This window comes from Parabacteroides gordonii MS-1 = DSM 23371 (genome assembly GCF_000969825.1).
Taxonomy (GTDB): Bacteria; Bacteroidota; Bacteroidia; order Bacteroidales; family Tannerellaceae; genus Parabacteroides; species Parabacteroides gordonii.
The window spans coordinates 2,731,819-2,754,661 of sequence record NZ_KQ033919.1 but is presented as its reverse complement, the minus strand read 5'-3'; the positions used below and the strand labels follow the sequence as shown (position 1 = coordinate 2,754,661).

Genomic DNA, 22,843 nt, shown 5'->3' with positions numbered 1-22,843 from the left:
TTAGATGTTCTAAAGACAAATGTGGCCAAGAGGCTAAAACCTCCTGACCACCAAAGATATATCATTATTACTTATTAGAATGTATGATTCAGGAATTGTTTCGCCCAAATCAGATTCGGATTCAGATCTATCGCCTTCTGAAGCAATGCCTTTCCGGAACTGTCATTACCGTTTGCACATTCCAGCAGACCTTTCAGATAGTTCAGATTCGCTATCCGCTCATCCTTTGAACCATCTTCACCAAATTTGGAATAGGCATCAACAGATACACGTCCGGCCAATTGCCCGTCGATCTCTGCCGAGAGCTTCTGCAACAAATCTTTCGACTCTGCCATTCTTCCAGTCTCACCCATAGCCAAGGCATTGAACAATGTATTTTCCGAGGCCAACTGCACTCGTCTTCTTCTCACCTGGCTGTTTGCTGCTATTTCAAAACATTCTTTGGCTTTCTTTTTGTTACCTAATGCCTGGTAAGCTTTACCCATGTAATAATAACCCTTTGCACTATGACCACCTGTTTCCGGTCTTCCGACTTCCAGGTTCTCTGGATAGAGATCGGCCACCTCAAATTCACTGATAGCCTCCTTCTGTTTTCCGGATTTAAGCAGATCCATCCCTTTCAGTAAATGGGAGTCGACATAAATATCATGAATTTCTCCGCCGCCTTCCCAGACATGGAAATGGCGGTTTGCCATAATATCGATCGCTTTATCATAAGCGCCGGTTTCATTATACAATGTCAGCAAACGCATTACAGCCTCATCGTGTTTCATTACAGTCTGAATATTTTGTTCGAGTATAGCCAGACGTTCTGTTGCCGGTTTTTTATTCTTTTCATATAATATATCCAGCTCCTGGAAAATACGAGGATCCTTATTATTAAATGCGATAGCCTTTTCATAGCCGGCAATTGCTTTACCCGGTTCATTCTGACGATTATAACCAAAGCCTAAATTACGCCAAGCCTGAGCAAATTGGGTATCTTTTGATACAGCCTGTTCCCAACAAACCATTCCTTTTTCTTTTTGTCCGAGGAAATAGTACAAATTACCCAGATAATAAGGAGCACGGGCATCAGCAACAGATTCCGAGCATACAGTATTCAGGATATTTATTTCTTCCAGGCGGAACGGGAAACACCAATCAGTGGACAATGAAGAAGCTTTCTTCCATTGTGCCAATGCAGCTTCCTTATTTCCTGATTGCAGATCGTAATAACCCATATAATAATAAACCAATGGAGATGAAATATAAGGTTCACCTATCTGCAGTGCTTTATCCAGCAAATGTGTTGCTTCTGCATAAGCTCCCACATGCGCATATTCCAAAGACATTTCCAACAATTCCTGAACGCGGATAATACCTTCACCACGTTGTTTCTCTGCTTTATCCAGGAAGTTTACTCCATTACCATTCAACAGACTTTGCTCCGACATGCTCCAATAATCCAATGGATCGATCTCCATAACCAACTCTAGCAGTTTGGCAGCCTCATCAGCCTGCCCCAGCTTTCTTAGCAAATAAGCTTTTAATGTAAGAGCTTTCGTATCCCTTCCTCCGACAGCCAGTGATTGGTCAACTAACGCCAGTGCTTCCGGTAAATTACCTTTCAGACCGGATAGCTGTGCCAATGCCAAATAAGCCGAATGCTGGAAAGTCGGATACCAGGTAGCCTTCCAGTACTGGTCTGCCGCTTCTTTGTAACGACCTTGCATCTGATAGATCAAACCCAGATAATAATGAGGTTCCGGGTCTTTCACCACCGTATAATCCTTGGCCGGACGAACCAACGCCCTTTTCAGATGTTTTTCTGCCAAATCCCACTGTCCGGCTTTTGCATATCGTATACCTACAACAGTATTGACACGCGAATCGAGTGAATCCCTGCTTAATGCCTCATTATAAAAATCCATTGCATTTAAACGGGCATTATGGAACTGGTCGACACGGAGCCCTGCATAATACAACTCCTCCACAGTCTGATACTCTTTAACCGGCTTTGTACCTTCAACAACAGACGGGAGTTCCTTATTATCCAGTTCTACCGGCTGATAAGCAACTAACTCATTACCCTGCTTATCCAGTAAAACAGCATATAGATCGGCATCTTTCACCGTTTTAGGGACAGGTAGAGTAGCAGTAAAAGGTGTTGCAGGATCAATAGAAATAACTTTCTCAAACAAGACATTGCCACCTTGTTTCAACAAGACTTTTGCATCCGTATATTTAGTCGTTGCATTAAAACCCAGGAATACTTTATCCGGTGCCCGTCTTTCCAGATTAACGGCTGCATCGTCATTCGCATTCTTTACAGAACCGATATCACGGATGCCATACCAACGCTGCACGAATTCACGAGTTTCCCCCGGTCCTACCCAGCTATAATCCGGTTGATTGTCTGAATAGGCACCCACCATCAACTCCAGATAATGACCATCTTTATCCGACAACATTTTATTCCACATTTCTGCACTGGGGTTATTGCCCCACAAAAAGAATTTCTTCCCATTTACAATATGGTGATTAGCTACATGAACAGTACCGGCTTGTTTGCCATGATCGTAACCAGCTAAAAAGTCATCCTCAAAGTTCCAGGCAAAGATAGAACGTGAATTACCGGTATAGTTCTTCCACCATGCAAGTTCAACATCGTTACCACTGCCACGAACAGCTTCTCCCATCGGCCACTTTGTAAAATACACTTTCGAATGGTCTGTTCCGAATTGTGTTGCCGGTGGGAAAATTACTTCATAATCCTTATTACAATGTACTGACACATTCGCCCAATAAAGAATGGATTGCACAAATGGAGTACGGTTGATGATCTTCACCCGTGCTTCCACCCACGAACGATTCGGATAAACTGTTACACCAACCGACCATTTCATACGATGGCGTAATTCCATTTCACCCACCCAGATCGTTTTACTTCCATCTTTGTTTTCTTCGATTTTCCAATCGATCGGCATATAACTGGAAGGGCGGTGATGATGCGGTATATTCCATTCTACCCCACCCGACAACCAAGCTCCGAGCATGCCGATCAAAGCTGGTTTTATTCCTGTCTGCCGATAAAATATTTCATAATTGTTCGTTTTATCCGTAGCCGATAGTATCCTACCGCCAATTTCCGGTAAAACACAGACACTGACATACTCATTATCCAGGTAAACAGCATCATACGTTTTATCAATCTTTTCATCCGTTAATATATCGTACAGGGGATATGGATAAATATGTCCCTGTGCTCCCTGATAAACACGGCCTGTAAAAAATATCGGATTGACATCCGGCGCACCTATCTCATAGGTGGGAAGAACTAAAGGTTTCTCCGTAACCTTTACGGTTTGAGCTGATAGTTGGGGGACTGACAATAATAAGGACAGTCCCAGTAAAAGTGTATTTTTCATAGACAAATCTATTTAATGTTACAATTAATAATGGATAGCCGGTGTTTTAGGAATATCGACACTATATGGTTCAACTTTACCTGTTGCCACATCATATATGCGTTCATTCGTTATTGTCATAGCCTCTGTTAATTCCGGATAAGGAATATTACAAGCCGTAACAACACCTATGTTATAATTCTCACCATCGAAACGGCCATAATAAGGCTGATCGATCCATTGAAAATAATGCATACCGACCAATTCTGGCCTTGCAAAGCCCTGTTCGATATAATTCCGGTAAGCGGCGGCACGTTCCTGCTGATTCAATACCCCAATAATACCGGTTGCAGGCAATGCTCTGTCTACTGCCCCCTGATGGAACTCTCCGATCATTACCGGTTTTCCGCTTCGTTCGGCAATCTCGGCCGTTGGAGGAGGAACCAGACCATAACCATTGATAGAAAATACATCAAAACGTTCTCCCGCCTTATAAAGCAGGTCGGAACTTAACCAGGCATAACGCATCCCTAAATTCAGATGGTTCTTATCTATTTTAATCACTTCATCACAAGGAATATCGACATACATCTTGACCATAATGGTTGAGAATTCATGAAAATCATCTTTGGCCACTTCCGACGGATATTCTTTAAACGTACGATCCTTCAAAGAAGCAAAATCCTTAAGATCCAAATTCCATTTGGCATTTACCTCTTTTACATTCCCTTGATACTTCTTTTCCAACCAGTTAATAAACCCATCTTTTGTGTGGGAAACTTGTTGGGTCGCAAACATTTCATAAGCCAGATTATGATAGCCGAAAGCCCATTGAGGTTCATTTCTCAAAAAATAACCAACCATATACGGATCATCTTTATAAGCTTTCAGTTGCTGTGCAAATTCCTTTGCATTTTGCAGATACTCATCGGAAAACACATCCGGGAAATCGCGATAAATAGAAACTTCCGTGCTTGGAAAATCCCGCAAAGGTAAAACATACGGAATGCGGCTTTTACGGGCAAAATCAATATCCGACCAATTGCCAACCGTGTTAAACCGAATTTTCTTCATCAAATTCTCTGTCACCTTATCCCATTGGTTTCTCCAGTCCTGTCCATATATACGGATCATATTCGCCACATAAAAGTCTACTGTTTTAAACCCTCTACGCTCTTTTACAGCTTCTGCGTATTCAGAATCATTATCCCCGGGAAGCCAATCGAACAAATCTTCAATACCATTAACCGGGCCACTGGAGTTCGGACCGATACAATCAATACCGACACTCAAAAAAGCATAACCGTCCGGATCTACCAGCCACCAACGGGTTCCGTCATGCTGAGTTCTGAAAAAACCGGTACTTTTAAACGGTTTCTTTTTCCAACCACCAAAACGCCCCCACTCCGATGGGAATCGGGCATTCTCAATCTTTTTAGCCATCTCTTTATTTTGTAGAACCATGTCTTTCTCATCTTTCAGCCTACCCGGCCATTCTTTATCTTTCCACTGTCCGAGCCGGTCTATAACCGGTGTTGAAATATCAGGGTAAGGTTCAGGCAAGGAGTCTGTAATAAAAATGGAAGCCAACTCATAAGAAGGTAGATAGTTTGTACCGTCGTAAGGTCCGAAACGGAGAACTACCTTGACGATATCTTCAGGAGCCAAACGATTACCACTTACAGTCCCTTTCAACTGGCGTGGAGAACGGGGAACAAACAATTGCTGTGCATCCAAATAAGACAAAGGAAAAACGACCTGAGTCTTCAATTGGGGTAATGTCCCCATCAAACAAGATATCCACGGCATATCCTTCTCCGTGCCGGATGTTTCCCCTCCTTGCAAAACAATCTTTTCAGCAACGAAATTTTTCATATCCTTATAAAACTCAATATTGATAACACCGCTGTATTCTGCTTCGCCATACACTTCGAAAACCAGATAATTACCTTTATCCCAGGCAGGCTTATCACCTTTTTCCCAGATCACCACACCCTCATTACCATCTGCCGGCGAAATATACAATATATCCTTTCCAAAGATATCGCTTGCTTTCACCTTTGTCTCTGCATTGGAATAGTGTGCAGCTATTTTCTGCATATCAAATTGCTGTACTCCGCCAGTCTGCGAATTACACGAAACAAACAATACACCCAGTATGCCCCAGATAAAAGTACTTATACTATTCTTTTTCATAGACTATCTCCTCCTTCCTTCTGTAAACGGAATATTCCATGTTTCCTCCAAATCTTCATACTGCAAATCTACCTGCACCGAAGAAGCCAGTAAAGTAGCCTTATCTGCTTTTACCTTTAGAGTAAACTCATCCCGTTTTTTCTGTTTATCCAATACCTGAACAACCTTCTTCCCTTCTGGATCGATCCACGTTATCGCGCCTTTCACGTTTTCATCTAGTGGCTCCAGCAATCTGATATTTATAATGTTACCTTCTTCTTCCACCTGTATTTGCAAGGGGAAGCTCCATTTAGCCCAGGCCATAGTCGATTCTTTGGTATACTTCCGATCCGCGCCTTCCAGTTTTACCTTGTCGGCAAAAACGCCGGATCCAATCTGTTCGTAAGCTCCAAAATCTGTATGACCATCATCCAGAGGATTTCCCCAAAAGTCATGTTCACCGGATAACGGGACATAAACTCCTGTATTAATACACGGAGAATTAGGTTGTAGCTGATAACCTTTTAATGAACACAATCCTTCACCACCACTTCCCGGAGCAACAAATAACGGATCGGCAACCAACTTTTCAGGATCATCCGGTATACCGTTTTTCCAGGGGCCAAAATAACAATTATGATAGAATAATTTGTCCAATGCTCCAGTTTCGGGCTTAACCGATTCATCAAAAGTTCGACTCAATACCTCACCTGTGGAATAAGCTGTTCTGAAATAGCTCTGCCCGGACGCATAGAAAATATTGTTGTAATATACAGCCCCCAGCTTACTCTTATCCGCAGAACCATCATTACCGCAGAAAAAATCCAGATCTACTGTACCATAGTCAATATAAAATACATTATTGTACAATACATTACGATCACTGATATCGCACTGCATCTGAACCAGATGAGTCTGGTCGTTCTCACTGATATTATAGCGGGTTACATTTTCAAAAGTACGATTCATCAATAATAAGAAGCCATGATTATTACGGCTGTAATTGTATTGCGCTATACAGCGTTTACAATAAAAATCGAAATCATAAGCAAATCCATCTCCGTTACCGGGTTGACGACCAGTATCATAAACAGCATTATACTGCATAATCGTTTCTTCTGCATCCTGTATCCAGATCGCTGCCGTATGAGGCCACCATGTTTCGCCACCTTTCAAATCCAAGTATCCTGAACGCATACAGGTACGTTTTGCCACATTATGTTCGATCATACCTCTGTAACAACCTCCTACAAAAATACCGTCGCCCCCCAAATTCTCCATATAATTATAGCGGACATTCAGATTATTTTTACATCCGCGAACGATGATCCCGCACTTATCAAAGCGTTCGATACGATTATTCTCGATCAGTACGTCATTCAGGCTTGTATTCAGACGATTGTTGTTCATCCCGCCTCTTTTATTTTGTATCTGTACCAATATGGCACAACTGTTGTAGCCTGTATATTCCGTATTACCACCGAGCTGCCCCCAAATATCATGGATATGGCAATTGCGCACAATGATATGTTCCACATGCTGATCTTCCCCCTGAGCCAGTGCGACAATTCCCTGCCGTCCGATTTCCAGCTCCGGGGCTGCACCACTGGTAACTTCCATATTTTCCACAATCCACCAAGATTGATTATAAAGGCGGATACCAGCCCCCTCGGCCTTTCCTATGTTAATCACGGGTCGGTTCTCACCCCCATAACTGGAAAGAAGGATAGGGTTTCCCTCGGCTCCCGAACCTTTCAATTTTAACTGTCCATACCAGACAGCTCCCGATTCAAACAAGATTTTGTCGCCAGGGAGAAACGTAGTATTGTTTACTTTATCCAGACTTTTCCACGCATCCTTAATAGATAATCCAGAAGCATTGTCATTACCGTCCAGAGAGACAAAATATGTTTTATTCTGGCTATATACAGCCAATGCCGTAAAAATCAGGCATACTGTTAATAAAATCTTCTTCATGTTCATGATATTAGTATTAATTACTTACTGAAGAGGAATACATAGGAGAGGTAGTATGGGAACAATGTTATTGACACCTGCCTCGACAGCATTGTTCCCATATACCTCAACAACGTTGTTCACATGCTACTCGATAATGCTGTTCACATGCACCTCGACAACGTTGTTGATATACCCCTCATAAATAAATGTTAAAACACACCTGTTTGTGCTACAAGATCGGAATCAATAACCCGGATTTTGTTCCAGAGCACCATTAGAGAGAGTCACCTGATCTTCAGGAATAGGCAGCAATTCACTTTTCCCCTCTACAAAGTTCTGTCCTTTTATAGAATTGTATTTCTGAGAATAAGCTTTCATGACCTTACCCAAACGGCCTTGTCTGGCCAAATCCCAGAAACGCTGTCCTTCACCGGCCAGTTCAACACGTCTTTCATGCCAAATCAGATCACGCAACTTCGATTTTTCAGTCTCCGTTATTCTAGGTAATACATTCTCTTGGGTTGCATTCAGGCGGGCTCTCGAGCGTACCTGTTCCAAAAAGTCTAACGCTTCAGTAGTCTTACCTAACTCATTGGCGGCCTCTGCCATATACAATAGTACATCTGCATAGCGGTAGAAAATTATATTCTTCGGACAATCACTCTGGTCAACCTGGGAACGCTGAGCATAAGGAATATACCATTTCTTTGGTTGATATCCGGTAGAACTGGCTTTATTCTCATTGATACGTCCGTCGAAGAATTCGCCGGGGAAAATAACCGTTGCATTCAGACGAGGATCACCATCTTCATAACTATTTACCAAATCCGCAGTAAGACAATGCATAGACCAGCCATTATGCCATTTTACAGGATCGTCAGGATCTGCATCATGTTCATAAAACGACAGGATCGACCCTTCATTGTCATCCGCCCAGCCAGTACCACTTATACCGTGCTGAATCTCAAAAAGGGATTCTATTCCATTTTCATGTTCTAAGGTAAAGACATCGGCATAGTTAGGTTCCAAACCATACTCTCCAGAATTAACAACCTCCTTTAAAGCCTCGTATGCTTCCTGAAATTTCCCCTGATAAATATAAACTTTACCAAGCATTGCATAAGCAGCTCCCTGTGTTGCACGACCTAAATCTGCAGCCTGATACTCACTTTTCTTGGGTAAAAGCTCTATCGCCTGTTTCAAATCCTGTACCATAAACTCCCATGTTTCTTCGATAGAGGCACGAGGTGTATAATATTCATCATAAGTTAGCACATGATCGATAATAGGCATCCGACCATATTGACGAGTCAGGAAGAAATAATTAAAAGCCCGCAAAAAGTATGCTTCGCCCAAAAACTGATCTTTCTTTGCCGGAGATAGATGCTCACTATTGGCAGTTATACTTTCTATTGCCTGGGTAGCAGCAGAAATACCCCTAAAAGCCTGTGCCCATAAAGCATTACTTACCCAATTAGTCGGCAAGTTATCAAACTTCTGTAAAGATTGAGCAACAGAGCCAAGCCATGAAAAAGCTTCACTATTGCTATTTCCCAGATCCGAATCGTCCGAACAATCATCTCCGATAATCATAAAAGGAGCCAATTGAAAAGATTCATTCTGCATAATAGAATAAATACCGATAATAGACGTATTTGCCTCATCATCTGTCGAGTAATAAGTTTGAACCGAGGTCTGAACCAAAGGAGTCTTATCCAGAAAATCCGAACACGAACTCAGCAACAACAATGATAATCCTACTAATATATTTTGTGTTTTCATATACAAATCTCCTTAAAAGTTAATAACTGTTCCAACCATAAATGACTGAGCCTGCGGATATTGCCCTCTATCCACCGACAAGTCTGTTGCGACTTCCGGATCAAATCCGCTATAACCGGAAATAGTAAATAAATTCTGGGCTGAAATATAAAGACGAATAGAAGGCTTAAATCCTTCAGCAAGCTTTGGAGAGAAAGTGTATCCTAACTGGATATTTTTCAAGCGAAGATAAGATCCGTTTTCAACATAATAATCAGAGTTACGGAAGTTACGGCTATTTCTTGTCAGATCCTTGGTAGGGATAGGTTGGGTGTTCGATGTATTTTCTCCTCTCCAATAATCATCCAGATATTCCGCACGTACATTCTGCTTCCCGTCGAAACGCATATAATAATACTTGGCAGCATTATATATTTGATTTCCTGCAACCCCCTGGAATAATATACTCAAGTCGAAATTCTTATAACTAGCATCAAATGACAAGCCATAAGTAATATCCGGAATAGGATTACCTATAAAATCCATATCGCCGTCATCAATCTTTCCGTTGTTATTCAAGTCCTTGAACTTACGATCACCAGGCTTGGCATCCGGTTGGATCAGTTTACCGTCTTTCACATAAGCATCGATCTCGGCCTGATTCTGGAATATGCCATCCGTCACATAACCATAGAATTGTCCGTAAGGTTTGCCTACTTCACTCCGAATTATATTTCCTAATGCACCCTGTAAATCAATCAACGTATAATCGTAAGGGAAACTAGCCACTAAGGCTTCGGAAGTACCTAAACTGGTTACTTCGTTTTTAACCAGTGCCAGATTTCCATTCAGACTATAAGAGAAATCACCTTTATTCCCTTTAAACCCAAGTGTAAACTCAAATCCTTTATTCTGCATACCACCTACGTTACGAACCATACTTCCAAATCCTGAAATCCGGGGGATCTGTTGTGTCAACAAAATATCTTTTGTCTTTCTGATATAATAATCAGCCGTAAGGCTGAACCTGTTATTAAACAAGCTTAAATCTACACCGAAATTCAACTGTGTGGAAGTTTCCCATTTAGCATCGACATTACCGATACCGGAAGGTAACGAACCATTCACTCTGTCCTGGTTTTGTCCCAAAGTATAATACCTCTGTTGCGCTATAGGAGTCAAATACGGATAATAAGAAGATATATTTTCATTTCCGATCTCCCCATAACCAGCCCTTACCTTCGCTGAACTTAAGACACTCTGTTCCCAGTTTTTAAAGAAGTTTTCTTCTGATAATTTCCAGGCAAGGGCAGCAGAAGGGAAGTATCCCCATCTGTTATTTTTCATAAAGCGGGAAGAACCATCCGCACGAATACTGGCCGTAATAAGATAACGATCCAAAAGGCCATAATTGATACGTCCCAGATAAGACAACATAGTCAGTTCCGCACCATCACCTTTTGCCAGAGGATTTTCCGTAGCAGCATCAAAATACCAGAACTCCTCATCTTCGATCGGAACATTTTGTTTAGTCACTTCATAAGCATCGTTTGTATAACTCCGGGCAGACATAGCAGCCATCACTGTCAAATCGTGCTTCTCATTGAAATTATGATGATATGTCAACATGTTCTCCCATGTCCAGTCTATTGTTCGAGCTGTTTTTCTAGTAACCGTATTCATTAATGTCGAATTATCGGCTGTTTCATAAAATACAGGTTGGAAATCACTATCATGATTATTTCTAAACTTTATACCAAAGCGGGAAGTAAATACCAGATCTTTCGTCAAATTAAGATCGGCACTAAAGTTACCTACAAAATAAAGGCGTTTATTGTTACCATTATTCCTGGCGATACGCCCGGCCGGATTTTCCAATCTCATTTTACGGATACCTGTATAATAGTTCGTTTCCGGATCGATAACTGGAATATCAGGAGGAGCAATCAAAGAAGACAGGAAAATACTGGTAGGATCCAATCTTTTATGATTGGTCATAGCAACGGATAGCGATGTCGTGAATTTCAGAAAGCTGGTTGCTTTGAACACATTGTTCTGGTTTAACGATATACGGTCAAAATCCGTAGATTTAACGATACCTTCCCGTTTATAATAATTGGCACTGAAAACAGATTGTACTTTCTCGCCTCCACCTGTCATGCTGATATTATAATTCTGGAACTGGCCTAAATGAGATACGGTATCATACCAATCCGTATTATAAGGCATATTGGTAGTGCTTGAATACAAAGGCCCTTCACCGGCATTCTGGTACGCGATATTCGATAGTTCCGCATATTGTGAAGAATTAAGCATCGTCGGTTTTGAAGCAAGGTGTTCAATACCATAATAAGCATTGAAATTAACCTTCAAATCACCTGCTTTCCCTTTTTTAGTCGTAATTACTACCACACCATTAGCACCACGTGAACCGTAGATGGCACAGGCTGAGGCATCTTTCAATATCTCGATCGATTCGATATCGTTAGGACTTAGATGATTTATATCACTCATAGGAAAACCGTCGACTACATACAATGGCGAAGAATCGTTCGGAGTACCCACCCCACGGATCTGAATAGATGCCGTCGCATCCGGAGAGCCTGAACCTAGCGAAACAGATACGCCGGCAGCCCGTCCTTGTAATGCCGCAACCGGTGAACTGGTGGCTATTTTCGTAATATCTTCGGCTTTAACAGAGGATACAGATCCCGTCAGGTCGCTTTTCTTCACTGAACCGTATCCAACCACAACCAGTTCGTCCAACGTCTGGCTATCCTCTCTCATCACAATATTCAACGACTTCTGATTGGTTATTTTTATTTCCTGTGGTAAATAACCTACATACGTAAACTTCAACACGGCATCTTCCGAAACTTCTAAAGTAAACCGGCCATCCATATCAGAAATAGTACCGTTCGAGGTACCCTCTTCCAAAATATTTACACCGATAATAGGGCCACTCACATCTTTAACGATTCCAGTGATTGTCTTTTTTCCACTTTGCTGAGAAGATATTACTTCAGCCTTATACAATACAATATGGCGATCTTTAATCGCATACCGGAGCCCGGTATTTGCCGATATTGTATTCAGTAAATCCTGAATATTAACATCCTCCTTATTTATAGAGATTTTCTCATTCTTATTAATCTCTTCCAGATTATAGAAAAACAGGAATTCGGATTGTTTTTCTATTTGTTTCAGTACATTCTCCAACGTTTCATTCTTGGCAGAAACTGTTAGTTTGGCTGTCTGTGCATAGGTTGCGGCAAACACCTGCGACAGACAAACAGTTAGCATTAACACGGTTAACTTCATAATGTTTATAGCTCTTTTCAGGTTTACAAAAGCAACTATACGTTGATTATTCATACTCTAATAGTTTTAAGATTAAACACATTTTCCACGGCAATGGAAGTTTAATTGAATCACACATTTTAGAAAAGGGTATCCGGCAAGATATTTTTCCCAACTTCTTACTTTTTACTTTATCCACTCATACATTTAATTTTAAAGGTTAACTAATCCATACCTCTTATTCCGAAATTGTAACATGTCGTTTGTCGATCTTATATTTGATCGGGACAGACAGGTTAATGACCTCCATAATATCTTTTATACTTTCTCCCCGATAGAATGTACCGGTAAAAGTTCGTTTATTCAATGATTTTGAGAGAACGGTAAATTCAGCTCCGTAAACATGACTCAACCGGTCGAGAATAGCATCCAATGTTTGTTCCGAAAAATAATAGTAGCCGGTTGTCCATGATGTATATTGCCGGGCATCCACATAATTCAAAGAGGCAGTTTTCCTGTTTCGGTTATAAATAAACTGCTGATCAGGTCTTAGGATAGTCTCCCGGCCACCGCCTAAAGTCATTAAACGCACAGAGCCTTCCAACAAAGTGGTAATGACCAGCGAATCTGTCGGATAAGCCATTACATTAAATTTGGTTCCGAGAACTTCGATATCCTGCTCCATGGTCTTAACGATAAACGGTTTCTCCTTTTGCTTAGCTACTTCAAAATAAGCTTCACCTTCCAAATAAACAATGCGTTGGCTTTTGCCATAATTCTTATCATAATAGAAATTTGTTTTCGCACCTAAACAAACTTGTGTACCATCCGGTAATTCTACAATATCAGCCTCCAGGCCATCACCTCCTATATATTTGGTAAACAAATCACTCTCCACCTTCGCTGGATAGAAAAAGAAATACGTAGAACTAACCGCTACAGCAATTAAAGCGACAGCAGCATAGCTAGCAATCCGGTACCAAAGACTAAATCTGCGGGCTTGTGGCTTTTCCTTTTTATTAAGCAAGCGTTGCCAACTTTCATCTACATTCAAAGCGTTTCCTAAGGAAATGCCGGCATCGTACATTGCCTTTATCTCAAAGAACAGTTCCTTGTTTGAGGCACTCTCATTTACCCAATCATAAAAAAGATCGATCTCTTTCTCAGAGAGATTACCTTGTAAATAGCCAATGATTAATTCTGTATATTCGTTTTCCATGATATATCTCCTAAGCTTTTTCCTATGGGGTGACTTACCCCTTTATTTCCTTAACGAACGGTAGGAAAAAAGTACTCACATGAAAACGAACTTTTTTTCAAAAGAAATGATAAAGATGGAATAAAGCTCAAATCAATGTAAAGAAATAGAAAAACAGATGGGAACAATGTTTACGTAAATAAAGTAATGACCTGTACAGTTGATTCTCGACAGTACGGACAGAAAGCCCCAATTGATCAGCTATCTCAGCCGCTTTCATGCCCTTCAAATAAGAAAGACGAAAGATCTCCTGTCCACGTTCAGGTAATTCTTCTACTTTCTTCATCAGAAGATCCAGAAGGTCCTTCCGCATGAAAAGTTCATCGGACGATTCAAAATAATCCAACTCATCCAGTTTGAGTTGCACGGCACGGTTATCCAAAATTTCCTGTTCTACATTTGAACGACGCAGATGGTCGATACAAGCATTACGGACAGCAACATAGAGAATACGTTTCAGATCGTCATCCGGAAGAAGAAATACTTGCCTATCCCACAGTTTTAGAAAGACATCATGCACGATATCTTCAGCAAAGAAACCGGAAACAAACTTACCCGCAAAGCGAAGTAGCATTGGAGCATATTCAAGATATATGCGCTGATAGCAATTCGTGGTCTGATCTTTCACTTCCATCTTGCAAACATATAAAATATCAGGTATTATTCCGCAACTTCGCCAGCTTTTAACGCATATTGCCCGCTCAAATAGTTAAGTATAAGAGTTGTTTCACTTAGGAGAAACACTTGTTTCACCCTAATGAAACACTTGTTTCTCCTAAGTGAAACAAAAATAAGGTCACTTTACATAAATAATATGTACGGATGGTTCTTCGAAAGAGATAGAGTCGATCGTACCCGTTTCGGTGTTGAAGCAGCGGATCGTATCTTTTTCCGTATTCTGGATCGCTACTTTCCAGCCGTCAGCTTCGCGGTCGATCGACAGGATATCCGTTGTGTTGCTGCCGGGGGAGATTGCCAGGCCGTGGGCGTAATGGACGGTTTCGATATGATAACGTCTTACGTCGAGGGGGAATTTCTTGCCGTTGCAGACGAAAGTGGCGGTATGCTGTTCTTCATTGCTCTGCCAGTCGGTGTTCAGCAGATAGATGGTGCGGCGGTCTTTGCTGTCCCAAACGGTAAAGCCGATGGAAGGGGCAGACTCGATCCAGCCGGCAGTATGTTCCGCAGCAACGGTCGTTTCGCCGATCTCACGCAGGGCTGTTTCATACTGGCTTCGCAGGGAAGTTTCTGCCGGATAAGCGGGAGACGGGAAATAGACGATCTTTCCGTTTCCGAAGGCAATCTCCGTTTTGTCCGTCAGTGACTGGTAGTTATCGCCCAGCATTTCACGAATAACGGCATCGTTGGCCGGGAAGCGGACAGGTTGATCCGGCTGAAGTTCCGCATTCAGGTGGGCGGCGGTCAGCACAAGCGTTCCACCGTCGAATACATAGTTACGGATACGAAGGAAATCGTTCTCGTCGAAGCTGTTCCAACCCAGAAAGACCATTGCTTTATACTTATTCATTACATCCAGAGGAGCTTCCACCGGCAAGAGATCGACAGTTCCGTACGGAGTAGCCGTAAACCAACCTTGCGGGCCGCAAGCATCCACAATATTATCCGGATAGAAAACATTCAGCAGGTCGAAACTTTCGGTAGCCTTGTTGAACGCCCACTTATCGCCTTTCTGCGACCACAGGCTGGAACGTCCGAAAGATTTCCAGGCGTCGTTTCTTCCCTGGATCACGGCAATATTGCTTTTCTGTTCGCCACGGCGGGTATGCGTCTCGATAAAATCCAGTACGCGGTGCTGGGCATACAGATGCTCCTTGCCGGATTTTGTAAAACGATCGTTGGCATATTCGTCTGTCCACAAAGCCTCTTCCGTATTTATATGGGACGAGCCATGCATATAGGCAACCGCCAGCGACATATACAGGCGAAGCGCATGTTTCGGATCAGTAAACGGACGGGAGCCCCATTGCATGGCATGCAACGAACCGTAATGCGGCCGGCTGTAAGCACGGGATGCCCCGCGAAGGGAAGAAAGGATGATTTCTTCGGGGCCGTACATTTGCTCGGCTCCGAGCCAATTGTAACCTGCCTGATAGAGATAACGGAACAGGGAAGACGGGCCGGTATGGCGGGTACTTTCTCCTTTCGAATAACGGAAGTTCTCCACCAGTTTACGGGCACCGTCGGCCATATCTTTCACACCTTCGGGATCGTAATGGATAAAGACGCCGTGGTCGGTATAGATCGGACGATGTTTGGCAAAGATACCGCCGTAAGGACGGTTGCGGGCAGCCATATCGGAAAAGACTCCCTGATAGAGGAAATGTTGCCAGTAATAGTAACCGCCATCATTCTCGTGCGCCTGCTTGCCACGGAACATCGGTGAAGCGAGTGTTTCGAGGTCGGGATTAATACGTTTTCCGGCCAGCGTGCGTCCTTCCACCTGCCAGGCGTAAGGCATCTGAAGCTTATTCAACAAACCGGTATAGTGGCGGATAATTTCCGGATTAGCGACACGGAAACCGCTCCATTGGTACGAGGGACGGAACTGGTACCAGTTGCCGATACGGTTTGAAACGTACCATTTAAAGAAATAGTCATACGGAGTATATTCCTTATCGATATGAATTTCATCCCCGGAAGAGAGATACACTTCGTCCGGTTCCTTCTGAATGATCTGGCGGATCGAAACTTCCGCCTTGCGGGAACCATCGTCGAAAACCAGCGGCACGGCCGAAGCAAACTCATCCGCCCTGAACTCGACGACATGCAGGCCTGTCTCCTTCAGTTCTATCTCTTGTTGGGAAGGAGAGACGGAAGCCGGAGCCTGTACCTTCAGTTTTACGTTCGGCTTATTTGTTTCCAGCAACACTCCGAAAGCACTTCCGGCAGATACATATTCGGGAACGGATACTATTTCATAGTCACGCGCGCTCTCTTCTATGATCTCCAGGGAACGGAGTTCGTAGGGATAAGCGGCACGGTTATCTTCTTTCAATAGGGTTAGTTTCAGATCGCCCTTTCCCCCGACGGAAGCAGGCAGAGGGATATAAAAGTCGGCTACATCGGAAGCACGGTCGAAGATATTGCCTTCAAACACGGTCGTACCGTTATAATCCAGTTTCCAGCGCGGCCAGCTGCGGGTAGAGAGGTTACAGCCTGTCCAGTAATTATAATCGTCGGTTTTATCGGCAAACTTAGTAAAAGGGATAGCACAAACCGGTTTCTTGTTTTGCACCAGGCGGGGAGCTTCCACCCAGCATTCGCCGCTGAAATGAGTTCCACCGATACGCAGGAAGGCACAAGCCACATTCTCCGGAAGGGTAAACTTCGCGGTTACATCCCGGTATTTGCCTGTTCCTTCGGGTACACTGAAATATAGCAGGGAGTCCGGATGGTCGTAGATATCATCCTTATAACGCCCCGGTTTCTTATAAAAGAGTTCTATCTCCACGCCGAAGTCGCCACCGGAAGAGACCGACAGGTTCTGCCGTTGAATGACCGGTAAAGTAACAACCAGCTCGCCGGGTTTCAGCAAATCTCCCGAAATACGGTAATAGGCATGACGCTCGAAGTTATTGTCTTCCCCCTTGAAATAAAGGGAATACTTATCTTTCTTTACATGAACGGAGTCGAGATTATCATCGATATAGAACTCGGAGCGGCGGAACATCTCTTCCCCCCTACTCTGGAAAGGGGCAGGCATCTTCACACCACCTACCACACGAAGGAATTTCCGCGTCGGATAATTCGCCTGCTGAAACGAAACATCTTCGGTAATACTGTTTCCGGGAGTTAATAAATAAACTTTCTCACCGCCGGAAGGAGTGAAAACGACAGTTCGCGTCTCTGTCTGTATAGGGCCGGCAAAAAGCAACGACACCGCAAAAATCTGACTAACCAGAAGATAAAAGACTCTTTTCATAACTAATATTTAGATATATCTGTTAATAGATAGGTCAAATGTACGATTAATTTCCTTCTTTATGTACTTTTGTCTTTCCATTGAACGAGCGAAAGAAAAGAAAAATGATAGTTGTTAGAGATACGGAGTTATTGAAAGGGAAGAAACTGGCTGCCACCATCGGGTTCTTTGACGGTGTACACCTGGGACACAGGTTTCTTATTAATGAACTGAAAGAGGTTGCGCAGGCGCGCGATCTGCCTTCGGCCGTGATCACATTCCCGGAACATCCCCGTGCCGTATTGCATTCCGATTATCAGCCGAAGTTACTCAATTCGTTTGAGGAGAAACTGGAACAGCTGGCCTCGACGGGGATCGATTATTGTATCGTGCTCGACTTTACGATCGAACTATCGCACCTGACTGCCCGTGAATTTATCAGCAACGTGCTGGCCGACAAGCTGCATGTGGAAGCCCTGCTGATCGGTTACGACCATCGTTTCGGGCATGACCGGACAGATGGGTTCGAGCAGTATGTCACCTATGGAGCCGCCTGCGGGATGGAAGTGGTAAAAGCGTCTCCCTACGACGAAGGGCGTACGGCTGTCAGCTCTTCCGAGATCCGCAAATTGTTGACGGAATGCCGGGTGGAAGAAGCGAACAAGTTGCTTACTTACCCGTATCAACTACGGGGGACGATTGTAAACGGCTACAAAGTAGGGCGTAAACTGGGATTTCCGACTGCCAATATACAGGTGGACGAGCCTTTCAAGATCGTTCCGGGTATCGGTGTCTATGCCGTATGGGTATACTTGAATGGGGAGAAATATAAGGGGATGCTTTACATCGGCGACCGCCCCACACTGGACAATGGCAGCAATATCACGCTGGAAGTGAATATATTGGACTTCTCCGGAGATATTTACAATAACGAAATAACCGTTGCGTTTATATATTATGTACGGGGAGATATCAAATTCGGTTCGCTGGAAGAACTGAAAGAGCAATTGGGTAAAGACCGGAATACGGTCGGTAAATTATTAACGGAATAAACAAGATGGAACTTTACTACGAAGCAATAGATACTTTAAAAGGAATGATCAGCCGGCCTTCTTTCAGCCGAGACGAAGCGGCGGTAGCCGACTTTCTACAACAGACATGGCAGTCGGCCGGACATACGGTACATCGTAAAGGTAACAACCTGTGGATTGTCTCTCCCGGTTTTGACCTGGATAAACCAACCCTACTGCTCAATTCCCATATCGACACCGTAAAACCGGCATCGGGCTGGACAAAAGATCCTTTCAATCCCGAAGAGAGTGAAGATGAGAAGTTATATGGCCTTGGAAGTAATGACGCGGGAGCCAGTGTAGTCTCCCTGTATGCCGCCTTTACCCGGTTGATCGAAAAAGAGCAGGCTTATAACCTGATCTTTCTGGCTTCGTGCGAAGAAGAGGTATCAGGCAAGAACGGTATTGAAAGCGCCCTGGCGGATCTACCGCCTGTCGCCTTCGCCATTGTCGGAGAGCCTACGGGCATGCAGCCGGCCGTAGCTGAAAAAGGGTTGATGGTGCTCGACTGTGTTTCCATAGGGAAAGCCGGACATGCTGCCCGCAACGAAGGTATCAACGCGATCACTCTGGCCATGAAAGAGATAGAATGGTTCAACACGTATCAATTTCCGGAGAAGAGCGACTTTCTGGGGCCGGTAAAGATGAGTGTGACGATCATTCATGCCGGTACGCAACATAATGTCGTGCCCGACCGTTGCGAGTTTACCGTAGATATCCGTACCAACGAATTCTATCCCAACGAAAAGTTATTCGAACTGATCCGGGAAGAGGTCGGTTGCGAAGTGAAAGCCCGCAGCTACCGCCTCAACTCGACACGGACAGACCTGAATCACCCGTTCGTTCAGCGGGCTGTCATGATGGGGAAAGAACCTTTCGGTTCCCCTACGCTGAGCGACCAGGCACTGATGCCTTTCCCTTCCGTCAAGATAGGCCCGGGAAACTCTGCCCGCTCGCATGCGGCAGACGAGTACATCGGTTTAATGGAGATCAGGGAAGCGATCGACATGTATGTGCGTTTGCTGGATGGATTGAAACTATAATTATATGCTGAAAAAGATACTGGGGACAATAGGCACACGCTACCTGATTGCTTTCCTGAACCTGATGCTTATTTTCATTAATGCCAAAGCATTAGGGGTGGAAGGTGTCGGTTTGGTGGGTATTATCTTGGCATCGATCAGCATAGCGGTTGTATTTAATGGGGTACTTTCCGGAAATACGATCGTATATTTCATGAACCGCTATTCCATGCATACGATCCTGCTCCCGGCTTACATCTGGCCGCTGGCCGGCTCAGGCATTGCCTGCGGAGCCATGTTATTGTTCGGCTTGTTCCCAAAGGAATACTTCATTGATATTTACCTGTTATCTATTATATCTTCTTTTATAACGACTAACGCCCGTTTCCTGCTCGGGAAAGATAACATCACTGGTTTTAACCTGACTTATATGATGCAGGGTGGACTGTTGTTCTTCATTCTCCTATACTTTTATTATATAGCCGGCTTGCAGGAAGTATCTTCTTACGTTTACGGATTATATATTACCTATGGGATTGCATTAGTAGGCAGCTGCATCCTGCTATATCCTTATTTGACCGAAAAGGAAGATAAGCCGGTCAACAAACCCACCTTCTCCATATTAAAAGAGATGTTCACCTACGGACTATGGGGAAGTGCGGACAATATAGCAGAAGTACTGACTACCCGCCTGAACTATTTCCTGATACAGCGTTTCGCGGGCTTGGGAAGTGTAGGTTTGCTCGATGCCGGTACAAAGATCTCGGAAAGTGTCTGGCATATCAGCCGAAGCGTCAGCTTCATCGAATACAGCAGCGTAGCCCAGACAACCGATCCCGACAAACAGGTAAGGATTACGCTGAAGTTATTCAAACTTACCTTTTGTGCCATTGCAACCACCACCATCTGCATTCTGTTTATTCCGGAATGGGTTTATACCGAATATCTGTTCAGTCCCGAATTTACAGGCATGCGGAAAGTGATCTTCGGTCTGGCTACCGGGATTGTTGCTTTAGGTTGCAACAGCATATTAAGCCATTATTTTATAGGAAGCGGGAAAATACGTTACAGTGCTTACAGTTCAAGCATAGGGCTTATCACGTTGTTGATAGCCGGATACATACTGATACCCATCTACGGAGTGGTCGGGGCAGCCGTCACTTCCAGTATTGCATTCTGTGCCATGCTGACATTCTCAATAACCGTATTCTGCCGAAAAAACAGAACACGGTTATCTGAATTCATCCCCGATAAAGAAGATTTTAATGAATTAGTGAAACGGATTCATAAGAAGCTTAATATCTGAAACTTCCTCCTCCCAGGAACTCACGCAGAAGCGATGTACCGGGCAGTCCTACATCCGGGATATAGTTGAAATAACGAAGGAAGCGCAACAGGCGGTAGGCTTCCGCATTCTCGTCATCACTTTCACGTACCTCGGCCAGGATCGGCTCGGCAAACTTACGCAGGGCGGCCAACTCATACAACATGGCGCTGTTGAACATGGCATCCGCATTCTCCTGATAAGGGAAAATCCATTTGTCTTCTCCCCGGCGTACGCTCGGCCAACGGGCAATCGTGTCTTTTGCCGAATATCCCCGGAAACGGTAGTCACGGATGATACGGCGCAACAGGCGGTTGTCGGTTGTCGGTATCCAGTTATGGTTGTCCAGCGAGATAGAGGTAAGAACGGAGACATAAACCATGTACTTATACTTATCGTCTATCATCGAGGTCAGTTCGGGGTTCAGGGCATGGATACCTTCTATCACCAGGACTGAGTTTTCCTGCATCTTCAGCTTTTTGCCTTTATAAATCCGTTTGCCTGTTCCGAAATCGAAAGTGGGCACTTCTATTTCCTTTCCAGACAGTAAGTCTTTCATCTCACTGTTGAAATAAGGCAGGTCGAGGGCATAGAGCGACTCGAAGTCATACTCTCCGGTTTCGTCTTTCGGCGTATCTTCCCGGTTCAGGAAGTAATCGTCGAGTGAGATGGCTACCGGATGAACCAGGTTCGTTATCAGCTGGACTTCCAGACGTTTACAGAAAGTCGTTTTCCCGGAAGACGACGGCCCCGAGATCAGGACGATACGGACGCCCTCCTTATATCTCTCCGCTATTTCCTCTGCAATCTTGGCCACCTGCTTTTCCTGCATCGCTTCCGAAACCATAATAAGTTCAGAGGTATGGCCTTGTTCAATGGCACGGTTCAGATCGCCTACATTATTCAAATCCAGTGTACGCTGCAAGGTAAGGTGTTGCTTATAAGCCTCGAACATCTTATCCTGCTGGATAGCCGGTTCCAGTTCCAGCGGATTGCTTCTTTTGGGTATCTGGAGTAATACGCCGTCGAAATAAGGGACGATGTCGAACAGCTGGACATAGCCGGTCGAAGGAGTCAGACAGCCGTAAAAGAAGTTAATATAACCGTCCAGTTCGTAATATGAGGTATAAGGCATTCCGGCTGTTTCGATCAGACGGGCTTTATCATTCATGCCCCGTTCACGGAACAAGACCGTAGCGTCCACCGTACGAACCGTTTTATGCAGGAAAGGTAGATCGGCATCGATAATCTCACGCATCCGCTTCTTTATCTTGTCGATCGTTTCGGTATCGATCTTCTTGCCGTTATGGATTACACAGTAGTAACCTTTCGATATCGGATGCTCCAGATTCAACGTGGCGGAAGGAAGCACATCGTTCACCGCCTTAGAGAATATATGGCACAGGGAACGGACATAAGTTCGAAGCCCCGAAGACTGCGTATAATCCACAAACTCAACATCCTTCGGATGCCAGCAACGGAAATTCAGCCCTTCTACCTTGTTATTCACTTTTGCGTTCATCGGACGGTAACGCAAAGGCGCTCCCATCGTCGTATAGATATCCAATAAAGAAGAGCCCATAGGGACTTCTTTATAAGTATTGTTATTTTTGCAATAAATTGTGATTGTTTCAGACATATTATATCAGTTATTATTTGTAGT

The 22,843-nt window shown here is 43.8% G+C and carries 12 protein-coding genes; 3 read left to right on the top strand and 9 right to left on the bottom strand.

Going from position 1 to position 22,843, the window contains the following annotated elements; translation table 11 throughout:
* Window positions 1-74 precede the first annotated feature (74 nt).
* The 8 genes from HMPREF1536_RS10455 to HMPREF1536_RS10420 form a co-directional block, all read right to left on the bottom strand.
* The gene (locus tag HMPREF1536_RS10455; protein WP_028730323.1) at window positions 75-3,410 is read right to left on the bottom strand and encodes a tetratricopeptide repeat protein; all 3,336 of its coding nucleotides are present in this window, start codon (window positions 3,408-3,410) and stop codon (window positions 75-77) included.
* Between the two features lie 24 nt (window positions 3,411-3,434).
* A complete protein-coding gene (locus HMPREF1536_RS10450) occupies window positions 3,435-5,585 on the bottom strand; it encodes a hypothetical protein (RefSeq protein WP_028730322.1) in 2,151 nt (716 codons plus the stop codon).
* Window positions 5,586-5,588: 3 nt separating this feature from the next.
* On the bottom strand, window positions 5,589-7,541 hold the full coding sequence (locus tag HMPREF1536_RS10445; protein WP_157395745.1) for a right-handed parallel beta-helix repeat-containing protein: 1,953 nt from the start codon (window positions 7,539-7,541) through the stop codon (window positions 5,589-5,591).
* Window positions 7,542-7,766: 225 nt separating this feature from the next.
* Window positions 7,767-9,305, bottom strand: a complete 1,539-nt coding sequence (locus HMPREF1536_RS10440; protein WP_028730320.1) for a RagB/SusD family nutrient uptake outer membrane protein — start codon at window positions 9,303-9,305, stop codon at window positions 7,767-7,769.
* Window positions 9,306-9,317: 12 nt separating this feature from the next.
* Window positions 9,318-12,659, bottom strand: a complete 3,342-nt coding sequence (locus HMPREF1536_RS10435; RefSeq protein WP_028730319.1) for a TonB-dependent receptor — start codon at window positions 12,657-12,659, stop codon at window positions 9,318-9,320.
* A 163-nt stretch (window positions 12,660-12,822) separates the two neighbouring features.
* On the bottom strand, window positions 12,823-13,803 hold the full coding sequence (locus HMPREF1536_RS10430; RefSeq protein ID WP_028730318.1) for a FecR family protein: 981 nt from the start codon (window positions 13,801-13,803) through the stop codon (window positions 12,823-12,825).
* 127 nt (window positions 13,804-13,930) lie between these two features.
* On the bottom strand, window positions 13,931-14,476 hold the full coding sequence (locus tag HMPREF1536_RS10425; protein WP_044193623.1) for an RNA polymerase sigma-70 factor: 546 nt from the start codon (window positions 14,474-14,476) through the stop codon (window positions 13,931-13,933).
* 162 nt (window positions 14,477-14,638) lie between these two features.
* On the bottom strand, window positions 14,639-17,785 hold the full coding sequence (locus HMPREF1536_RS10420) for a hypothetical protein (RefSeq protein ID WP_028730316.1): 3,147 nt from the start codon (window positions 17,783-17,785) through the stop codon (window positions 14,639-14,641).
* A gap of 104 nt (window positions 17,786-17,889) precedes the next feature.
* Between HMPREF1536_RS10420 and ribF the strand changes: the two genes are divergently transcribed.
* Genes ribF through HMPREF1536_RS10405 form a run of 3 tightly spaced genes read left to right on the top strand, consistent with a single transcriptional unit; the run spans window position 17,890 to window position 21,162 of the window.
* The gene (gene ribF, locus HMPREF1536_RS10415) at window positions 17,890-18,816 is read left to right on the top strand and encodes a riboflavin biosynthesis protein RibF (RefSeq protein WP_028730315.1); all 927 of its coding nucleotides are present in this window, start codon (window positions 17,890-17,892) and stop codon (window positions 18,814-18,816) included.
* Between the two features lie 5 nt (window positions 18,817-18,821).
* Complete coding sequence (locus tag HMPREF1536_RS10410; protein ID WP_028730314.1) at window positions 18,822-19,877, top strand: M20 family metallo-hydrolase; 1,056 nt, start codon at window positions 18,822-18,824, stop codon at window positions 19,875-19,877.
* 4 nt (window positions 19,878-19,881) lie between these two features.
* Complete coding sequence (locus HMPREF1536_RS10405; RefSeq protein WP_028730313.1) at window positions 19,882-21,162, top strand: lipopolysaccharide biosynthesis protein; 1,281 nt, start codon at window positions 19,882-19,884, stop codon at window positions 21,160-21,162.
* Here HMPREF1536_RS10405 and HMPREF1536_RS10400 read toward each other — a convergent pair.
* Complete coding sequence (locus HMPREF1536_RS10400) at window positions 21,152-22,819, bottom strand: nucleoside kinase (RefSeq protein WP_028730312.1); 1,668 nt, start codon at window positions 22,817-22,819, stop codon at window positions 21,152-21,154. The genes HMPREF1536_RS10405 and HMPREF1536_RS10400 overlap by 11 nt on opposite strands.
* Between the last annotated feature and the right edge of the window lie 24 nt (window positions 22,820-22,843).